The organism is Vibrio cyclitrophicus, from assembly GCA_023206055.1.
GTDB lineage: Bacteria > Pseudomonadota > Gammaproteobacteria > Enterobacterales > Vibrionaceae > Vibrio > Vibrio cyclitrophicus_A.
In genome coordinates this window covers 1,416,803-1,435,421 of record CP065367.1, presented here as the reverse complement: position 1 = coordinate 1,435,421, position 18,619 = coordinate 1,416,803, and the positions used below count along the sequence as shown (strand labels likewise).

The following is an 18,619-nucleotide window of genomic DNA, read 5'->3' as shown; positions in this document are numbered from 1 at the left end:
TAGGTTCAAATCTACACAAACAAAAAAGGTGGTCTTTTCAGACCACCTTTGCCATTTTATTTCACACGATACTTAAAACAAAACCAACGGCATAAAAGACGATGTCTCACTCACCTCACCACTCTTTTAAAGAAAGTAAGCTTAGAAATACTCAACTAAACTATTTTTTGCTCATGCTCCTTGCCCGATTCAGTCTCTTTCGATAAGAAACTGGCAACAATCTCTCTCAGTTTCCCTTGGTTAACAGGCTTGGGTAAAAACTCATCCATGCCTACATCGAAGCACAAATGCTTGTCTCGCTGCACGACGTTGGCCGTCAGAGCAACGATTGGAATGTGTTTTGAAGAACCCTCTTCAAGGGCTCGGATCTGCTTGGTTGCCTCGAAACCATCGAGAACTGGCATCTGACAGTCCATAAAGATCATCTCGTATTCGTTGGCCTGAAATTTCTCGACACCAATTTCACCGTTGTCGGCAATATCAACCTCAAAGCCAAGCTTCTTGAGCATCATTTTTGCGACTTGTTGGTTTACTCGAGAGTCTTCAACGACCAGTACCGTACCACTAAATTCTCCTGCAACCGCGATAGGTTTTGACTCTGCTTGAATAGGCGCTTGTTTATCAGCTTGTGTGGCGTTATCAGAGCCAGTAAGTGTTTCTTGTACAACCGCTGCAGGTTTGGTTAACGGAACGAGTTCAGTGTCTTTAAACGCGACCTCTCCCCTGTTCGGATAGGTAAAGACGGCAGTATCAGCGGCTCTCGCGAGCACCTCACTGATGGTCCATTTAAGCTGATTATCTTGATAAGGGCGTGCAATGTAGGCAACAAAACCCACTTGTTTGGCGCGAGCTTCATCTTGCTTTCTAGGATCAGCTGAGATCATCACTAACTTAGGACATTCGTTACCAAAGCGTTCAACTAAGCTTCTCGCCAGTTGAAAGCCATCAACGGACGGCATCACTTTATCTATCAGCACGAGGTCGTATGGCGATGACTTGGCCACAGACTCTGAAACCAGCTCTAACGCTTGGTTTGCCGTTTCACAGCACTCAGACTTAACGCCAAAAGATTGAAGCTGTGCAGACGTTATACGCATGTTCAGTTGGCTGTCATCCACTAGCAGAACCGAAACCTTATTGAAATCGATATTGCGTTCGTCCACTTCTAAACACGGATCAAAATCAGCAGTGAAATAGAATGTACTGCCCTTGCCTTCGACACTGGTTAGTTCAAGCTTGCTGCCCATCAATGTCACGATCTTCTCGCATATCGTGAGACCAAGCCCTGTGCCTCCGTAAATACGCGTGGTACTACCGTCCGCTTGTTGAAACTTATCGAATACCGATTTCTGTTTGTCTTCCGCAATACCGATACCACTATCGACAACCTCAAATTTGACTCTGAGCTTTTGCTCAGGCTCAATCACACCATCCAAACGAAGAGAGAGTGTGACGTGCCCATGCTCGGTAAATTTGATGGCGTTACCTACTAAGTTGTTTAGAACTTGTCTAAGTTGAGTAGCGTCGCCAATCACCATGGTTGGAATCTTAGGATCTATCGCTAATTGGAATCGAAGCCCTTTCTGTTCAGCTTTCACTCGGAAGGTCGATTCAACATCGGCCGCAATGCCCATCATTTTCATCGGCTCTTGCTGAAGCTCTAGTCGTCCCGCTTCGATCTTCGAGTAGTCGAGAATGTCATTAATTAAGTCGAGCAGCGTAAGCGAAGAGGTATTGAGCATGTTGATATACTCTTTTTGCTCTTTCGGCATGTCCATTTCAGAAAGGAGAGACGACAACCCGATAATCCCGTTCATTGGGGTACGAATTTCGTGGCTCATATTGGCAAGGAATTCACTTTTATTGCGGTTAGCAATCTCTGCAACATCTTTAGCTTTTTCCAGTTCTTGGTATTGTTGACGAATACGTTCAATGGACTGGTTATAACTGCTCTCTAGTGTCGAGATCTCATCTTTGTAATCAGAATCGGTGGGTATTAAAAAGCGCGGTTTATTATCTTCGACCTGCTGCAGATTGATCTGAGAAGACATGATCATTAAGCGTTTCACCACGAGACGATAGACGATTGTTAAACATACCAAAGACAACAAGAATATTTTGACGGCTTCAAAGGCGAGCAACAGTAACACTCGTTCTTCAAAATCATTAAGAATCATACTTAAATCAGATTGCACCGTGAGCGTCGCTAACGGGAAATCGGTGCCCCCCATCTGATGTACCATTTCCCAAGACTGGGAATAAGATCGGCCTTCAGTCTTTTGTCCTAACTCTAGAATTTTTTCATCGGGACTTTCAATCAAGAGGTAACTCACAGACGGCAAACGAAAGATGCCCTCTGCTTGAACAAAAAGCTGAGCACGGTCTTCGACCCACAAGCTGGACGTTAAACCGGACAGATAACCGGCCTTAACCTGTTCGACCTGAGAGCTGATAAAAGAAACTCGACTTTGGTACTCCACATACAACCCTAGACCTGTCACTATAACTGTAAATAAGGTGCTGATTGCGATGATTACCCCGATCAACTGTCGGGAGAGTCCAATATAGCGTTTTCCTTTTGTCACCATACAAAAATTACCATTATTGTTATCCTAGCAAACTACAATTACTCAACTAGTATAATAGTAGTCATTCATCAAATAACTAGGGAAGGTTATGAAAAAACATCTTATCTTTGCATCCATAGTCAGTTTGTTTTCAAGCAGTTATGCTTTTGCAAGCGAACCTCTTCACTACTACATTATTGCGAGCCAAGCGCAACCTTTTCAGATCGAAACTGACGGGTCATCTCACAGAGGAATCGTTTCAGATATTGTGGAAGCCGTGTTTGATGACAGCCAATATGAAATCAACTATCACACCTACCCTTTTAATCGAATGATCGACAAGCTCGATGCGAGAGAAAACCCAAACTGGGTTACCTATGGAAGCCCTAGTTGGGGAAACATCCAATCTGTGAACCTATCTGAAGACCCGATTTACAATGTAAAACACGTGTTGCTGAGTAGTGGTAAAAAGCCATTTGAGTTCAATACAATCAATGATCTAGACGGGAAAGCAGTAGTATTGCTGGTGGGGTTTGAGTATCCGAACTTGGAACCTTATATCCAACAGGGCAAGCTCAACGAGATTCGAGTAAAAGATTACACGGCTGCATTTCGAGTCCTGAACCGTGCCCCCGGTGACACCGTGTTTGTGGAAATGGAATCTCGAATCAAATACAACCTAAACGAGCAAAAACTGAATATTGATGATTACCAGATGCAAGAGTTTGGTTCTGTAATCAATAACTATCCTATCCATTTAGCGTTTGACCCTGAGATGGATCCTAAGCTGCAAAGCTTCATCAACCAACGCCTAGACCAAATGAAAGACGATGGACAACTCGACGACATCGTACAGAGTTACTTGTAACACCAGCGTAACGTCGAACTTAGCAACGGATAGCTTGTAACGAATAGCTTGGTAACACACTTTAACTATCGTTGATGCCTAACTCTCTAAAACCTAAAAGGCCGTCCTGCTAAATATTGAATAGCAGGACGGCCTTTTAAATACGTCTGTAGGGACAAGCAACCATAAATATGCCCGCTATCTGAATCGACGAGTCAATGCGACGCAATTAAATGCTGTTGCTGAGTGAGAAGCTGTTGACGCACTGCCATCAGAATCTTACCTAAATGGTTCTCGCCAGTTCCATCGCCGCCATCGCCCCAGAAATGGTCTTTATGCGAATGTTCTTTGATCATCGAATCTCCAGTGTTGGTAAGAAACAGCGCAAACTGTGGATTCTGTCTGAACTTCTCAGTCACAATAAACTGCATCACTTCAACACGAATGTCATACCAATCTTCGCGAACTTGGTCTTCATAGTCACGACTTAAAGAGAACGCTTCAGCAGGTGTACTGGCTTCCAAAATAGTATTGCGTAGCGCTTCGGAGATAAACTTCATTGCTTGGTAATAATGCTCGCTGGTTGCCCAAACTTGATCACCCACCTTGATAGGACAAGCCGCAAAATTTGACAGGTATCCATTCGGATCTTCGGGTTCGTAAAACAGCACTTCTTTAGCTTGAGCCACAGAATTAGACATAACCTTCTCCTTACCAACGACATCGCATATTTTTGCGTTAACTTTAAAATTAGTGGCGCTGAATATTACTGTCAAACAACTTGGTTCAAGAGTATGCCATGTGCGTGTTTTTCATCTACAAAGCGTAATGTCAAAAAGGGATAGGTTAAGCGGAACAGCGAGCTAAAGAAACAAAGGGCTGATTTAATCAAGATAAGAATTATGAAAAAGTATTTATAAATCAAAGGGTGGCGTTGTGCCACCCTTCTAAATGCAATGGGAATTATTAGTGAATAAGACCTAGCTCCCTCGCTTCTTCCAGACTCAAACCGCTTTCTCTAATTTCTCTTAGAGTCTCGATACGACGACGAGCTTCAGCAGACTTCATTTTCTTTTCTGGTTTGAAAGATACTTCTTCTTCAGCATCCCACTTGTTTGCAATATTTGTCATTTCATCATGGTTGATAGAATTAATGGACATGTTTTCCTCCGAAAAGCACCATGTAATGGACAGGTAATCTGTAGCAAATGCTTTTTCGCTTGTTAAGAAATTCTGTACTGAAATGTGATGATTCCGACGCTTCACAAAGCTAATTAATAAATGCCTCATTTAAACTTTGCCAAAGCCATTTTCTGCAATTACATTTAGAAGATTCCCCATAAGAAATGTGGTTTGATCCAACTCTCATTTTCCCCGCTTTCAATGCTTCTTTTCTACTGAAAATTCGTGAAATAACCCAATTTAAATTTCGAGGCACTTCATCCTTTTCGTGCTCGTCGCTTCCACTAAATCCAATGCATGTTAATGATAATGGTTATCAATATCATAATTGGGTACTTATCATGTCTGTGAAAAATTCAGATAAACCACTTCTCGAAGTGAAGAATCTATGTGTCGACTACATCACCGATGACGGTGATTTCAATGCGGTCAAATCCGTTAGTTTTAGCATAGGCCGAGGCGAGATTTTCGGCTTAGCCGGAGAATCAGGTTGTGGCAAAAGCACCATCGCATTTGCCATTAACCGCCTGCATAAGCCGCCAGCGTTCATATCCGGAGGCCAGATATTGTTTGGTGGGCAAGATCTGCTGAGCTTATCAGACAGCCACTTGAATACATTGCGCTGGAGCGAGATTGCTATGGTGTTCCAAAGCGCGATGAATTCACTCAACCCAGTATTAACCATCGAAGAGCAGTTTGCTGATGTATTACGCCACCACAAAGGCATGACCAACGAACAGGCTAAAGATCGCGCCGAGAAGCTCCTTGACCTTGTGAATATTCCACGCCACCGCCTAACAGAATACCCGCATCAGTTCAGTGGCGGCATGCGTCAGCGTTTGGTGATTGCCATTGCTCTGGCCCTCAACCCGAAGCTGATCATTATGGACGAACCAACTACGGCACTGGATGTGGTTGTGCAACGCGAGATATTGCAGCAGATACACCAACTCAGAGAGGAGTTTGGCTTCTCGATACTCTTCATTACCCATGACCTCGCACTGATGAGCCAGCTGTGTGATCGCATTGCCATCATGCGCCACGGCAAGATAGTTGAGGTCAACAAAGCCCATGAAATTCGTAACAACCCACAACACTCCTACACCCAAAAACTATGGAGTTCTTTCCCTAATATTCATGAACATGCTCACGCGACGGCGTGCTAGGAGAGCTCTATGTCACAACCTATTTTTCAAGTAAAAAACCTCGTTAAAGAGTTCACTGTTGGTGGTGGATTTGGCAAAGAAGAGATGTTTAGAGCACTGCATGGAGTGAGTTTTGACTTACATGCAGGCAAAACACTGGCACTGGTTGGCGAATCTGGCTGCGGGAAGAGCACCTGCGCACGATTGATGACCAAGGTTCACCCAGCGACAGAGGGAGAGATACTGTTCAAAGGCAGAGACATCTCTACGCTGAAAAGCCGTAAAGATATTTTGGATTATCGCAGCCGTGTTCAAATGATATTTCAAGACCCATTCGGCTCATTGAATCCCACTCATACCATTGAGCACCATTTAACACGCCCACTTAAGATCCATAAGCAGGTAGCGACTAAACAGGCTTTCACAGAGCGCCTCAAAGAGTTATTAACGCTGGTGGAGTTACCCGTCGAAACGCTCGCGAAATACCCTCACGAGCTCAGTGGAGGCCAAAGACAGCGGGTTAACCTAGCCAGAGCGCTTGCGGTTGGGGCTGAAGTCATTCTTGCCGATGAACCGACCTCGATGCTGGATGTTTCAATTCGACTTGGCGTACTCAATCTCATGCAAAAAATGAAGAAAGAGCTTGGGATAGGCTTCTTATACATTACTCACGACCTTGCTACCGCTCATTACATCGCAGAAGAGACCGCGGTGATGTACAAAGGACAGATCGTTGAATGGGGATCAACTCAGTCGATCTTAACCAATCCGCAGCACCCATATACCAAGCTGTTGATCTCTGCCGATCCCGATCTACCATTTGGCGAACTCGTAAAAAATGAGCCAAACTATTCCATAGACGCAGATCGTATTCGAGAGCAGAGCAGCGAAATACAGCATGAAATTAAGCAAGTCTCTGATAATCACTTTGTAAAACAGTGGGATAACGTTGCATGAATGAACTAGACACTTGGTTAGAGCGAATCGGAGATTGGTACAAAGACCGAAAGCATGATCAAGTGGAACGGTTGGAACCTTTGATCTTAACGCCTCCAGATGCACTCTGGGGGCCTTTGATCACGGATGAACAAAGCAAAGGCATCGCATGTTGGTTAGACGGGTGCCTGCGTATCTTTACTTTCTACCGAAATTCAGACCAAAACTCACATCATCAAGAAAAGGCGTATCAATACCTGATGTTTGCCTACAGCAAGCTGCAAGCCGTGTCATGTAACCCAAAATCAGAAGCAGGCTTGCAAGAGTGGTGCACACAACGGCTACAACATTTGTGTGTATTGGCTTTGGAGTTTACGAGCCAACAGCAAGAACCACATTGGCAAGCAGAATCAGAGAAATTGATCGAATCGCATGTACATTTTATGGCAACCCATCCCCGAAACGATGATCAAGGTAGCATTCAACATCATCTCCACTGATCAAGCCCTTCTCGATCAAACATCAAATCAGAATATCATTAAAGTTAGATCCATGGAAAGCATGATCTAGCCTTGATCATGCTTCGGCATTTAATTATTTAAGCCATTGAATTTTAATGATTCTCTGAATTTCAGGCAAAAAAAAGCGAGTCCCTTAGGAACTCGCAAAAATCTATTCAGTATGATGTAACAAAATATGAGCCAATCTATTAATCATAAGAAAGGACAAAGGTTGTCTATTCGGGATAAATGATAATCAACTAGATGCGTTATATTGTCATCGCTTTGTCAGCGTTAGGTGCGATTTTAATCAGCAACTAATGTGTTCAAAACTATTCATTCAGCGACTATAAAACAGGCTTATCGCTATCGGAAATAACTAATGGCCAATCGCCATTTCATCGAGCGCAAGGAACACATTTTCGTCAAGGTGACCTTCGTGAACCTGTTTACACACTTTGCGACGCACAGCTAAACCAGAGATCAAACGCTCAATGGATAAATGTCGATTGCTGGTGCTATCACGGTCGTTGTAAAGCTCAATCAAGCGACTCAGTGTCTCGTATGGGATAACGTCCTCCCCTACTCTCAACCAATCAAGCTTCTCAATGAGCTCTGAGCACTCTTCTTTGATAGAGGCATGTGAGTGCCCTGTCATAGCAGACAAAGCCGTTATACTGCGTTCTAGAGCCTCTGCAGAGGTATATTTAGAGAGAGTAATCATGATCTCGTCAGCGTTGATCTCAACAGAGTGTTTACGCTGCTTAACTCGACGTCCCAATTTGCCTCGTGGCGAAGGTGCTTTGCGCTGAATTGGCTCAAACTCACCGTCGATAATCTCAGACAGCTCTTCCAGCTTCTGCTTAGACACCATTTCGTTACGAAGCGGGTTCGGCAGCGTTGGTGCCATATTACGCTTGCCTGCGTTGGTGGTACGTGCTCTTGAGTAACGTAGTACTTCTTCCACATTACATTTGATATCTACCTGATAATCAGCCGTTTTGCCTTTTTCGATCAACGCGGTGATCGTTAAGTGATAACCCCAAAGATTAACTAGGAAGGTATCTTCTTGCTCCCCGACTTCACCTAGCTTTCTGAGCTCGCGGATCAGATCCATAGAGAAACGACGCCAATCGATGTTACGCGCCAATTTCTGGTTGAGCTCACTGAGCAACATGCAATCTGAATGGCGACGTGCCATGCGGCTTCTGAAGTACGAATACATCTGGAAGACCAAGGTATGTTGCTTCAGGATTTCTGGCGGAAATAGGAAGAAATAATCACGCGTCAGCAGCTCTTCGTAGAACGAAGGTTCCCAAACTAGGATGTATAGGTTCGGTTTAATGCGAATTTCGCCGTCAGAGCCCTCTGTAGGCGCTTCTTCCGATGCGGTAATGGTTCTAGCTAAGAATCGAAAACGATCACTCTTAAAGCCTTCTGGCATGTTCTCACTAAGCCAACGGCCTGTAAGCTCGTGCAGTTGGAAATCCGTGAATTCGATACGATCAATACTGTCGCGGATCGAATCACGTGCAGGGCCACTGTCTTTCTTGCCACGCAAAGACAAAATGTCCGTGATGTAGAGTGGTGTTTTGTTCGGCGTGTGTTTCGCGTCTAGATGGTAATCATCTTGGTGATGATCATGATATTGAACGGTGAGTGTGAATAACGCGAATAGCGTCATCAGATCGTCAACAGTCATAATATTTTTAGAAGATCGAGTTTCGATCACAGCACGAGTGCCAGAGATCGAAACCATGGATTTCTGGTAGCTCTTGCGAGTTCTAGGTGGCGCTAACGCTTGATCAATAATCCCCGCCCAATTGGTTGGCGAAACAATGAATTGATCCGCCTCATCTTTCATCGTCGGTGGGGTATTCAGTCCATGTTCATTCAGTAAACGCTTATTTACTTTAGTTTGAGCTAAGGCTTTAGAGCGCTTTTGCTTTTCATTTTGCTTTACGCTTTCGGTCACTAAACTGGTGGCACCCAGTACCGATATCAATTGGTTTGGGTTCACAAAGCGATGCAACATGGTTTTACCAGCAAGGCCTTCTTCAAAGCGAACGGGGATTTGTTTGAACAACCCAATATTGACGGCTGCTCTCAGCCTTTGTTGTAAGGCTGCACGAGTAACTTGACCATCAGTTGATTCAATAATCTCAGTGGTAGAAACGTACCCATCTTTGCTGCTAAACCCACGAAGTGAAATTAGGTTAAGAAGTTCAACTATGCTTTTGGTGACACCTTTGAAGTGTTGATATTGCTCTATCCATTCAACGGCTGTTTCAGATACCTCAAATAAATGACCATCTTTGTGGCTTCGTGCCTTAATTAACAATTTCTCTTCTGGTTTCATTTTTGATCCGTATCACACTAACCGTAATTTCACTATAGTTCCTGAATGATAAAGAAAGAATGATCATAAATAAAGAGAATTTATTGGCTTTTAAATAACTGATCTTTTTGATTAATATGATCTTAAATGATTAAGTGATCTAATGATCTGGACGTAAGCTTTCTTTTAAGTTGTTGAATCTAAAGTATTAAAAAAAACCAACTTGGAAAGCATGATCATAAAGGTACCGAAACTATGATCATTAAACTTGAGAAAGCATGATCACAGAACATCAGAACGATGATCATTAAGTCGTTGTAAGCATGATCATTACTGACTCGAAAGCATGATCATTATACTTATACAGCTTATCCACAGACCGGAATCAAGCATCGGTTTCTAATTCGCTTTTGACTTGTCAGTGTGGGCATATTTGGTGGCCAACCTTTCGGAACAATGATCAAGAGAGCGTACTTTTTTATCTTTCCTACCCTATAGAGTGCAAAATTTGGTCTTTATTCGCTGAAAATGGATTGCTTTGATGTATTTAGCGCTAGCGGGTGCTAATTAGGAAGCATGATCATGAAATTGTCATGTTTCTGCATTTCCATTCTGTGTCGATTGAATTTCTAACTAATGAGGCCTTATAGAGCTTGAATCCCCATTGCAAAAGCATTTGTCCGTAAGTTAGGTCTAAATTTATATGCTTCCGGAACGATATTTACTTGATCATTTTTCCGGAAGTTGATCATTTCGAACGAGCATTCATGCGGATCAATATTGATGAGTTTACACCTTGATCATGCTTCATAATATGGACTTATCAATTTTCTTACGAGTTATTTATCCCATGATCATTCTTCCGGTTGAGGCTCAGTTCTCTTTTGTTTAGTCACGTCTCATCTTCGTTTTTTTTTATCTACCAAGCTATTTTTTAGGTTTTACTCTTTGTTGGTTGAAAATCTGTCAATTTCGAATGCAAATCACACGAACCGTAATCTATGCTTGTGTTTCAATCGTTCCGAAGGTTTATCGTTGGAATTCTATTTACATTGTAAATAAGTGATGCTGTAACATTTTAAATGTAAGGCAGAAATAGAACGGTTATACATGACAAAAAAGGTCATTTTTGTGTTCGTCTTAGTCGTTGTTTCATCAAACTGTAAAAATACAGTCTATTTTATGTGATTTTACTCATAAATGTATGTTCATGTTTTTGTTGTGTTTGTTGTTAATCGCTGTACAATTTGTACTTAGTTAATCATTACGGAAACTGGCAATGAAAAGAGAACAAACGATTGATAAGCTCTATCAGCTGGCCGAACAAACTCAACAAGTTCAGGCTGACCGAATTGAGATTATTCTGGAAGAGCGAAGTGATGAGCATTTCCCTCCAATGTCTAAAGCTATGATGGAGACTCGTTCAGGCTTAACTCGTCGAAAATTGGATGAGGCAATCAACAAGCTTGAAGCGGATGGTCATCAGTTTACAAAGAACAACGCCAATCATTACTCGATTTCATTGACCGAAGCTCACATGCTGATGGACGCGGCTGAAGTGCCAAAGTTCCACCAACGTAAGCAGCATGTCGATAACAAACCATGGGTTATCAACGTACAGAACCAAAAGGGTGGTACGGGTAAATCAATGACAGCGGTTCATCTAGCGGCTTGTTTGTCTCTGAATTTAGATAAGCGCTACCGTATCTGCTTGATTGATTTGGATCCACAAGGTTCTTTGCGTCTGTTCTTAAACCCACAAATCAGTGGTGCAGAGCACGACAGCATCTATTCAGCTGTCGATATTATGTTGGACAACGTGCCTGAAGGCCAAGATGTTGACCTTGAATTCCTTCGCAAGAACGTACTATTGCCAACACAATATCCGAATCTAAAGACGATTTCGGCGTTCCCAGAAGACGCGATGTTTAACGCTGAAGCGTGGCAAAGCCTGTCTCAAGATCAGTCTCTTGATATTGTTCGTCTTCTTAAAGAGAAGCTTATCGACAAAATCGCCGATGATTTTGATGTGATTATGATTGATACCGGTCCGCACGTTGACCCGCTAGTGTGGAACGCGATGTACGCATCGAACGCACTTCTGATCCCATGTGCTGCAAAGCGTTTGGACTGGGCTTCAACGGTTAACTTCTTCCAACACTTACCAACCGTGTACGAGATGTTCCCAGATGATTGGAAAGGGCTTGAGTTTGTTCGCCTGATGCCAACCATGTTTGAAGACGATAACAAGAAGCAGGTATCAGTATTAACTGAGATGAACTACCTGTTGAATGACCAAGTAATGATGGCAACCATTCCAAGAAGCCGTGCTTTTGAAACTTGTGCAGATACTTACAGCACGGTTTTCGACCTGACGGTTAGCGACTTTGAGGGCGGTAAGAAAACCCTAGCGGTAGCTCAAGACGCGGTACAAAAAAGTGCTCTAGAATTAGAGCGAGTATTACATAGCAACTGGCCTTCACTTAATCAGGGATAACAAAAATGGCAATTAAAACATCTGACTTAAATGCAAAGCTATTTGGTAAAGCAAATAAACGCCGCGTAGCAACACCACAAGAAGCGCAAACGGCAGCAAAAGAACAGGCTCAAGTGATTGAGCTTTCTGTTGCGGGTGAAGAGCTGGTTTCATTTGAATTGGTTCGAATTCCTGCGGCTGATGTTGCAACTCGAACGGTTGTTTTTGAAGATAATGCTCGTGAGCAATCTTTCTTAAATGAACACGCTCTTTCTGATGTTCTGACTACGTTAAAAGAACGCGGTCAGCAATATCCAGCGGTCGGCCGTAAGAATAAAGACGGCAAGATTGAAGTTCTTGATGGTAGCCGTCGTCGTATGTCATGTATTTTAGCGGACAAAGAGTTCCTAATTTACGTAGCGGAAAACATTAACGGCGAACATGCTAAGTTCCTATCAGACGTTGCTAACGCTCATAAGCCACTTTCTCTTTATGAGAAGGGTAAAGAGATGCAAGCGAAACTGGATAAAGGCGAAGCTGAAGACCAGAAAGCACTAGCAAAAATGTTCCAGTGCAGTGAAGCTTTGGTGAGTGGTGCATTGAAAGCGGCCGCTTTACCACTTGAATTGCTACAAGCTTACCCAAATGTTAGCGACCTTGGTCGTCCAACCATCGTTAAGCTACACAAACAATTTGGTGGCCTTACTAGCGAGCAACAACAAACATTACTGACTAAGTGTGATGCTTCTGAAGGTTTTGTATGGCAGCGTAGTGAAGCGCAAGGTGTAACGCGTTTAACGAAAGACGTGACCGAAACTTTGGAAGGTTGGATTCTTGAAATGGCTCCTGCGCCAGCGAAGAAAGGTTCTCCAAAAGTTGAGCTTATCAAAGGTCGTGCGTCTTATAGCCGTAAAGGTTCAAACCTAGCTTTGAATCTTAAAAAAGTGGATGATGCGACGATGCAAGAAATCTTAAACTTCGTTCAATCAAAACTCGATTAAGTTTTCAAACTATCGAATGACTCTAAAGCCGCTTTATGCGGCTTTTTATTTGGCTGTGATAAACTGTGTTTAGATGAATCTGGACGCTAATTATGACGAACCCAACAAACACCTTTCTAAATACTCTTTCCCAAACTGCAGAGCATAACCAGCACCGTTACGGTGTTGCCTTTTCTGGTGATAGTGATTGGCAAGACGCCACGATTCAAAGTTTTCTTGATGTCTCTTCAGCACAAAAAATTTTCCAGATTGGTGGTTCACCTTTTCAATCGGTAATACATGTTCCGGTTAAAAAGGGACAACAACTCTTAGGTCGAGAATGCCAACTTCTTGTTTGTGATTTTAGAGAGCAGTTTGATGCCAACAGTTTTAGTGCGGCACTGGGGGCGTTAGTCGGTGGCGGTTTGTTGTTGGTTATCCCGCCCAAATCAGATAAATCTGAAGAGGGTTTGAATTCTACTTTTGGAAAACGTTGGTTAGCGTCCAACTTCGCCAAACTGTTTTCTGTTTCACAAGACGATGAACAGCTAACACAACTCTATACTCGTAATTCTTTGCCTGATGAATTAACCCAACCTACTTGTTTTGATAGATTTGAACAACAAAAGACAGCAATTGAGTTAGTTAAGAAAGTCGTCTCTGGACATCGAAAGCGTCCTTTGATTCTTAAGGCAGACAGAGGCCGTGGAAAAAGCTCGACCTTAGGTATCGCAGCAGCGGATCTTTTGGTTGAACGGCACGGGCTTAATATCATTGTTACCGCACCTTCTGTTAAAGCGGTTGAGCCGGTATTTGCTCACGCAAGGCAGCGTTTACAACCTTGTGAAGTTATCAATGCTACTCACATTTTTCATCAAGGCGGTAGCCTAAGATTTGTCGCACCAGATGATTTACTTAAATCCAAGCCAGATTGCGATTTGTTATTAGTTGATGAAGCGGCTGCAATTCCCATTCCAATGCTCAAATCCATGGTCGATATCTATCACCGTATGGTTTTTTCAACCACGGTACACGGCTACGAAGGCAGCGGACGAGGGTTCGGTATTAAGTTTGAGTCTTGGCTTTCTGAGCATCGTCCGGGGTGGAAAGGAATTAAGCTCGAACAACCGATTCGTTGGAATAACAACGATCCGCTAGAGGCTTGGTTGTTTGATTGCTTTTTACTTGGTAATGACGCATCACTCAGTGAATTGGCGGTTCGTGAACTCGATGGCTGTTCCGGTGAAGTAATCAACCAATTAAACTTGGTCGAGTTATCAAAAGTAGAATGCTTGGCTAATCCTGCGCAGCTACAACAATGTTTCTCTCTTCTTGTGGACGCGCACTATCAGACATCGCCAAATGACTTAATGCAGTTTCTCAACAATCCAGCAATCCGTTTGTATGGAGCTTGGCATAAAGACGAATGCTTAGGTTGTATGTTGGTAACGGAAGAGGGTGGTTTGGATAGCGAGTTGATTGCTCAAATTCAACTTGGGAAACGTAGGCCTCAAGGTCATCTTGCTCCTGTATTACTGGCTAACCAATTTGGCTGTACTCAGGCGGCGACCAGTCGTTGCCTTCGAGTTATGCGCATTGCTGTTTCAACGCGTCATCAAGGTTTGGGTATTGGCCGTTGGATGTTGGGGCAGTTATCAAAGCAAACTGGCCAAGCAGATTATTTAGCGACAAGCTTTGGCGCGACCAGCGAATTGATTTCTTTTTGGCGTGGTAGCGAATTCGAGGCTGTGCACATAGGCCACCAGCGCGACCAGGCAAGTGGCTGTCACTCGGTTCTGATGGTTAAGGCGCTTAATTCAAACTCTCAAAGCTGGATAAACCAAGTTCAAAATCACTTCGAGCGCAGCTACTGTTTTCTTGTTTCAGGTTCTTTGGTTTCACTTGAAACCGATATGGTGCGAGCACTGCTGCCAAAGAGTGTTCAAACGGTTAGCGAGTTTGAAGCTCAGTTAGTTAGAAATTACGTGAGCGGTGGAAACAGTTATGATGCGATTAGCTTCACTGTATTGAACTTGATTCTATTCAGTAATGATCGAGACATAGGTATTTCTGACTTACTCATCGCAAAGGTCGTGCAGCAGAAAGAATGGGGGACTTGTATCGAACAGTTTAATCTTGTTGGTCGAAAACAAGCAGAGATTCAGTTTCGTAAAGATATCGATGCTTTGCTAACAAATTTACAGTGTAAATAGACAGGCCATCATTAAAATAGACCGACCGCTACAAATTAGATTTACAGTGTAAATTAGAATCTTGGATTTACACTGTAAACTGAAGCTCCATATCGATATCTGTTTTCTCCCTGATTATCAGCTTTATCACTTCTATTATCTCTCTCCACGACAGTCTTTGATCTTTTAAAGTACTAATTTGTCCTAACATCGAATCAACATTCAATCGCACGAAATATATTGAAAAAATCATCTATGTATTTGTAAAGGCGAAGCAGATGATAAAATGTGTGAGTCTTATTTATGAGTCATGTTTGCAGAATCGAAAGTAAGTGATGTGACGCTGATTATTCTAATAATGTGATACTCAGCGCAGAATGAATTATATAGACTGAATAACAACTGAGTCATTAGGGATACTCAATTCGAATGTGGGATAACATCGTTACATTGTCGGAAGACAAGCAACAAGTAATGGCATGTCTGCCAACCGGGACTGTGGTTGATGCAAGCTTTGATAACAAGACGCTGCCACCAACCTTGGAAGCTTTGAATGCATCAAACTATTTTCTTTTCGAAGAAGAGGTTTTGCGTTTCGTTACTCTTGCTAAAGAAGGTAAGGGTGAAGCTTATGAAGGAATCTTGATTGCCGAAGTTCGAAATGCCAGTGTTGCGGTCGAACTGTCTGATGATGAGATGTTGGCGAGTCTCGTGGTCACTGGTCCACATAATGGACACCCACTGCGTGGCAGCGACATCATCCAGTGTTTATCTCAAGCTCAAATAACAAAAGGAATAAATAAGTTAGCGCTCAGAAAGGTTCTGATGATGAGTAGTAAACTTAAGCCTGGCGAAAAGTTTACTCAGCCCGTCGCTAAAGGGACACAACCAATAAAAGGTAAAGATGCTAAGTTTGCCGCTTTGGTTGAAGATATTACACGCCAAGTCTTGAAGCCTCGCAGCAAAGACGAAGGCAAGATTGATATGCGAGACTTGGGACAAACCATCACTGTTGGTCAAAATGATCACTTAATGAAACGTACTCCAGCAACCAAAGGCATCGCTGGCTTTACCGTCCAAGGCCGAATTATCCCACCGCTTCCAGGACAAGATAGTTTAATTAAGCCTGGAAAGGGCACCTACATCTCTCCTGAAGATCCAAATTTATTACTCGCCTCATACCCGGGATTGCCCATCATTAAAGACCGAACCATTGAAGTAGATGACGCCTTATGTGTAAGCAACGTTGATGTCTCAACTGGGCACGTTAAATTCAAAGGTAATGTTTTTGTCTCTGGCAACATCGAGCCGGGGATGATTGTGAAAGCGACTGGCAGTATTACGGTGGGTGGTTTTATTGAATCGGCCGAAGTGCAGGCTCAAGGTGACATTAAAGTCGCGAAAGGTATTATCGGCCACACCACCAAAGAGGGTGAGGCGAAAAGCTGTAAGGTATTCAGTAAAGGTTCAATTACTGCGAGCTACGCTCAGAATGCAGAACTGCAAACCGCCGGTGACATTCGACTTGGCGTGCATAGCATGAGTAACGACATTCGCTGTGGAAACAATCTTGTCGTAATGGATAGTTTGAAAAAGCATGGCACGCTCAGCGGTGGTGAAGCCAAAGTCGGCGGAAAAGTAGAATGCGTCTTCTTAGGTGTTGAGGGAGACACTGCAACCAAGGTACATGGTTTTGCACGCTACAATGGCTACCGACAAAAGATAGCGGAGTTGAAGGAAACTTATAAACACACTCAAGAGCAAACCATGGGTGTGATTCGCCAAGAGTTAGAATTTAAGAAGCGCCCGAAAGCAGAGAGAAGCGAAGAGCAAGCGTTGGAGATAGAACAACAACGAGAAAAGAACAACTTCGCTATTGAAAACACCAAATCACAATTAGATACGCTAGAGGCGGAGTTTGAAACCAACCTCGCCGAGTGCATTGTTGAGGCGCACGAAAAAGTGTATACCCGAGTGACGATTCAATTTGGTGATGAAACGGTGACAACCAAACGAACCCACGGCGGAAGCGTTTTCTCGTTCAACCAATATGAGATTCAGTGTTCGTTTAAGATGGAACAAGAAGACATTGCTTTGTAGTTTGTCTTGATAAGATAAAGCGATGCATGGCCTAAATGCCAAGACTGACAAATGACCCGTCCTGATATGGGTTGACACTTGATTGACTAAAACGCTCGATGTATTTCATCGGGCGTTTTGTATTTTAGAGCTGTGTGAGGCCTATATTCATTATAGATTTTTACTGATTCGGCGACCATTTTCTTTGCTTCATCTAAATCATTCGGTTTATTCAACAGATACTCCATCTTCAATATTCCGTTGATCCTCTCTGCCAACGCATTCTGATAACAGTCATAGCCATCAGTCATTGAGCAAGATACACCATACTGTCGATGCAACTCTTGGTATTCCACAGAGCAATATTGAACACCTCGATCTGAGTGATGGACAAGCTCACCTGTATTCTTCCGCTCTTTCAACGCGTTAAAAAAGGCCAGCTTGACCGTGCGAGCTTTCATATCATTACCTATGTGATAGCCCACGATTTTTCTTGAGTAAGCGTCCGTCACTAAACTGAGATAAGTACTACCACACCGCGTTGCTAGATAAGTAATATCGGCAACCCATAATTGCTCTGGTCTTTCCGGTATTAAGCCTTCTTTGATTCGATTTGGATGGCAGTAAAAGCGATGATTACTGTTGGTGGTTCGATGATAAGCCCTTCGATTCTGCACTAATAATCGATTCATTCTCAGCAGAGAGAATAAGCGGTCTCGCCCGATTTCAATATCGTTCTGAGCAAGTAAGTACTTGAGCTTACGAGTTCCTATACGAGGGTGCATCATCCTTTGCTCCTTCACAAAACCGAGTACGGATTCATCTTTCTTTGCCTGATGAATTTCTGCAACACAGCGTTTGTAGAAAGCTTGTCGTGTAATACCTATGAAGTGACAAGCTTTAGTGACGGTCAACTTTCTAACCGTTTTTTCCTTAATAACTCGGCCTTGCGCTTCTTTGAGATTCGGACTCCGAAATCTCGATCCATGACTTTTACAACCGCTTCAAAGAACTCAGCTTTGAGCTGAGTCTCTTCTAATTGCTGCTCGAGTTCTTTGATTCGTTGCTCTGGGGTTTGAGTTGAGGAAGAGTTTGACATAGTCGCTCCTAACGCTCTCGATTGTTCTATTCCTTTAGACCAATCTAGTTGACCATGTTTGCGAAGCCAAACTAAAACGGTAGAGCGACCTTGGATCCCATAACGTTCTTGAGCTTGCTTATAAGTCATTTCGCCTTTTTCAACTTGGCTTACGACTGACAATTTAAAGGCAAGAGAATAATCTCGCTGAGTACGTCTACTTGTTGTTTTCATGACACTCTCCAATTTCATGTTGGAAATGTGTCAACCATATTTAGGACGGTACAAAATAAAAAAAA

13 protein-coding genes are annotated in these 18,619 nt (G+C 43.0%); 8 read left to right on the top strand and 5 right to left on the bottom strand.

The window, feature by feature from the left end; all coding sequences use genetic code 11:
- Positions 1-155: 155 nt before the first annotated feature.
- Positions 156-2,588: a response regulator gene (locus ITG09_21940; protein ID UPR54046.1), complete on the bottom strand. Its 2,433-nt coding sequence runs from the start codon at positions 2,586-2,588 to the stop codon at positions 156-158.
- Positions 2,589-2,676: 88 nt separating this feature from the next.
- Here ITG09_21940 and ITG09_21935 point away from each other — a divergent pair, with 88 nt between their 5' ends.
- Positions 2,677-3,435: a transporter substrate-binding domain-containing protein gene (locus ITG09_21935; protein ID UPR54045.1), complete on the top strand. Its 759-nt coding sequence runs from the start codon at positions 2,677-2,679 to the stop codon at positions 3,433-3,435.
- 194 nt (positions 3,436-3,629) lie between these two features.
- Here ITG09_21935 and ITG09_21930 read toward each other — a convergent pair whose 3' ends face one another.
- On the bottom strand, positions 3,630-4,190 hold the full coding sequence (locus tag ITG09_21930) for an NADAR family protein (GenBank protein UPR54044.1): 561 nt from the start codon (positions 4,188-4,190) through the stop codon (positions 3,630-3,632).
- A gap of 190 nt (positions 4,191-4,380) precedes the next feature.
- Entirely contained in the window at positions 4,381-4,575 is a 195-nt protein-coding gene (locus ITG09_21925; protein ID UPR54043.1) for a hypothetical protein, read from the bottom strand.
- 362 nt (positions 4,576-4,937) lie between these two features.
- Between ITG09_21925 and ITG09_21920 the strand changes: the two genes are divergently transcribed.
- Genes ITG09_21920 through ITG09_21910 form a run of 3 tightly spaced genes read left to right on the top strand, consistent with a single transcriptional unit; the run spans position 4,938 to position 7,177 of the window.
- On the top strand, positions 4,938-5,762 hold the full coding sequence (locus tag ITG09_21920) for an ABC transporter ATP-binding protein (protein ID UPR54042.1): 825 nt from the start codon (positions 4,938-4,940) through the stop codon (positions 5,760-5,762).
- Positions 5,763-5,771: 9 nt separating this feature from the next.
- Complete coding sequence (locus ITG09_21915; protein ID UPR54041.1) at positions 5,772-6,698, top strand: ABC transporter ATP-binding protein; 927 nt, start codon at positions 5,772-5,774, stop codon at positions 6,696-6,698.
- A complete protein-coding gene (locus ITG09_21910; GenBank protein UPR54040.1) occupies positions 6,695-7,177 on the top strand; it encodes a transcriptional regulator in 483 nt (160 codons plus the stop codon). The genes ITG09_21915 and ITG09_21910 overlap by 4 nt, the downstream gene beginning before the upstream one ends.
- 379 nt (positions 7,178-7,556) lie before the next feature.
- Here ITG09_21910 and ITG09_21905 read toward each other — a convergent pair whose 3' ends face one another.
- A complete protein-coding gene (locus ITG09_21905; GenBank protein ID UPR54039.1) occupies positions 7,557-9,536 on the bottom strand; it encodes a DUF3346 domain-containing protein in 1,980 nt (659 codons plus the stop codon).
- 1,258 nt (positions 9,537-10,794) lie between these two features.
- Here ITG09_21905 and ITG09_21900 point away from each other — a divergent pair.
- The 4 genes from ITG09_21900 to ITG09_21885 all read left to right on the top strand — a co-directional run bounded on the left by ITG09_21900 (position 10,795) and on the right by ITG09_21885 (position 17,263).
- Positions 10,795-12,012: an AAA family ATPase gene (locus ITG09_21900; GenBank protein UPR54038.1), complete on the top strand. Its 1,218-nt coding sequence runs from the start codon at positions 10,795-10,797 to the stop codon at positions 12,010-12,012.
- A gap of 5 nt (positions 12,013-12,017) precedes the next feature.
- Positions 12,018-12,992 (top strand): ParB/RepB/Spo0J family partition protein, encoded by a 975-nt coding sequence (locus tag ITG09_21895; protein UPR54037.1) that lies wholly within the window; start codon positions 12,018-12,020, stop codon positions 12,990-12,992.
- Between the two features lie 92 nt (positions 12,993-13,084).
- Positions 13,085-15,184: a tRNA(Met) cytidine acetyltransferase gene (locus tag ITG09_21890; GenBank protein ID UPR54036.1), complete on the top strand. Its 2,100-nt coding sequence runs from the start codon at positions 13,085-13,087 to the stop codon at positions 15,182-15,184.
- Between the two features lie 408 nt (positions 15,185-15,592).
- Complete coding sequence (locus ITG09_21885) at positions 15,593-17,263, top strand: DUF342 domain-containing protein (GenBank protein ID UPR54035.1); 1,671 nt, start codon at positions 15,593-15,595, stop codon at positions 17,261-17,263.
- An 86-nt stretch (positions 17,264-17,349) separates the two neighbouring features.
- On the opposite strand, the gene ITG09_21880 is transcribed toward ITG09_21885, so the two are convergent.
- A protein-coding gene (locus ITG09_21880; protein ID UPR54034.1) for an IS3 family transposase occupies positions 17,350-18,554 on the bottom strand; the annotation gives its coding sequence in 2 pieces (ribosomal slippage) (positions 17,350-18,167 and positions 18,167-18,554; 1,206 coding nt in all).
- Positions 18,555-18,619: the final 65 nt, after the last annotated feature.

Coding starts and splice junctions, on each gene's coding strand:
- ITG09_21890 (UPR54036.1), top strand. CDS start 13,085: ATGACGAACCCAACAAACACCTTTCTAAATACTCTTTCCCAAACTGCA.
- ITG09_21910 (UPR54040.1), top strand. CDS start 6,695: ATGAATGAACTAGACACTTGGTTAGAGCGAATCGGAGATTGGTACAAA.
- ITG09_21885 (UPR54035.1), top strand. CDS start 15,593: ATGTGGGATAACATCGTTACATTGTCGGAAGACAAGCAACAAGTAATG.
- ITG09_21900 (UPR54038.1), top strand. CDS start 10,795: ATGAAAAGAGAACAAACGATTGATAAGCTCTATCAGCTGGCCGAACAA.
- ITG09_21925 (UPR54043.1), bottom strand. CDS start 4,575: ATGTCCATTAATTCTATCAACCATGATGAAATGACAAATATTGCAAAC.
- ITG09_21915 (UPR54041.1), top strand. CDS start 5,772: ATGTCACAACCTATTTTTCAAGTAAAAAACCTCGTTAAAGAGTTCACT.
- ITG09_21895 (UPR54037.1), top strand. CDS start 12,018: ATGGCAATTAAAACATCTGACTTAAATGCAAAGCTATTTGGTAAAGCA.
- ITG09_21905 (UPR54039.1), bottom strand. CDS start 9,536: ATGAAACCAGAAGAGAAATTGTTAATTAAGGCACGAAGCCACAAAGAT.
- ITG09_21935 (UPR54045.1), top strand. CDS start 2,677: ATGAAAAAACATCTTATCTTTGCATCCATAGTCAGTTTGTTTTCAAGC.
- ITG09_21940 (UPR54046.1), bottom strand. CDS start 2,588: ATGGTGACAAAAGGAAAACGCTATATTGGACTCTCCCGACAGTTGATC.
- ITG09_21920 (UPR54042.1), top strand. CDS start 4,938: ATGTCTGTGAAAAATTCAGATAAACCACTTCTCGAAGTGAAGAATCTA.